General features: G+C 47.7%; 1 protein-coding gene and 1 pseudogene. Both read right to left on the bottom strand.

The window, feature by feature from the left end:
* Nucleotides 1-466: pseudogene (locus DW49_RS1000000133315) on the bottom strand (hypothetical protein); the annotation flags it as partial.
* Nucleotides 456-1,085 (bottom strand): hypothetical protein, encoded by a 630-nt coding sequence (locus DW49_RS0107440; RefSeq protein WP_050556436.1) that lies wholly within the window; start codon nt 1,083-1,085, stop codon nt 456-458. The pseudogene DW49_RS1000000133315 and the gene DW49_RS0107440, both read right to left, overlap by 11 nt.
* Between the last annotated feature and the right edge of the window lie 144 nt (nt 1,086-1,229).

Consider the following 1,229-nt stretch of genomic DNA (forward strand, 5'->3'; position numbering starts at 1 on the left):
TGGCCAAACTGGATCGTGATGCGTTCTTCAATGCTGAGTTCATGATATGACATAGGTTCACCGTACCGGATTGGTCAGGTGTTGCGCTCAGTTTTTGCCGCCGCCCAGTGATGAGTAGGAAAAGTCCACTGGCAATTCCATGTGTCGGCGAGAACTCCACAAGATCTCCCGGTGAGAATCTCTGATATTTTACATATTCACGTAGCTCCATGGCTAAGCTGGTCACCACAAGAATAACTATCATGGCCGTGACAAGCCCGAAGATCGCACGTATAGACTTTTCCAATGGTTCAAACCCCGGGCCATAGTCAAGATAAACATCATTGAGCGATCTGCAGGAATTCCATGCGCTTACACCAACAGCACCTGTTGGGAGTGGGAGCGGCGAAAGATCAAAAAAATTACTGTCAGACTCGTGTTCCTTATTGTCTGCAACGGATTGGTGGTTGTGGCTCTTAGAAAACATTAAGGTCTACTCTCCTAATCTGAGTGACAGGCAGCTGAATTTTCTCATTGAGCACTGATGGTGATGAAGTAATAGGCTTACTTGCGGTGCTCATGTCCAGTGGAATTCTGTAGTTTAAGTATCCTTGGTCTTCTTTCAGATATGTCGTTGCCAATGCGGGTTTTGCTGCCAGTCGAAAAAGCATTATTACGTTATGTCCATGCCAATCATCTGGAATCTCCAGCGCCAAGGTTAAGGGCGATGCTTTTATAATGGAGGCTCTTCGGCAAAGCGCCTCGCTAACATCCTGTGTATGAGACGGATGATGCAGCTCGGCCGTCCAGCGTAATGAGGTGTCGTCGAAACTCGCCGCTGTCAGCCCCGGTAATAACAAGTGCAAGTTGCGTACGGCCTCACCGTTGATAGAGCGATGGATAATACCTCTATCAAAAAACGTAGGGAGCAAGTTAATTTCGGCGAGCTTTTGGCTATGGATCGTCCAGTTCCAGCCCCCCGGCTCTGCCCCCCAAAAGCAACGTAACAACCAGCGTTGCTGGTCATCTAAATTTGAGTAGTTGTACAGTGACTCCCCGCTAATCTGCAACGCAGCGAAAATCAGCCCCCAAGGGGTGAGGTACATTGAGAAGTGAAGAAAACGCGGGCCTCGGGTAGCCCATGCTCTGCTAGTGTACTGTTTTCGAAATAAGTTACCCATAACCTGCAAGCTAAGCTATTGATAAGATTTGAATTTTCCGTTAGTTGGTGGCTGATTTTTTCGAAAACA

This window comes from Pseudomonas avellanae BPIC 631 (assembly GCF_000444135.1).
GTDB classification, from domain to species: Bacteria; Pseudomonadota; Gammaproteobacteria; order Pseudomonadales; family Pseudomonadaceae; genus Aquipseudomonas; species Aquipseudomonas avellanae.

Excerpts from the sequence above, each read along its gene's own strand:
- DW49_RS0107440 (WP_050556436.1), bottom strand. The coding sequence starts at position 1,085 with ATGTACCTCACCCCTTGGGGGCTGATTTTCGCTGCGTTGCAGATTAGC.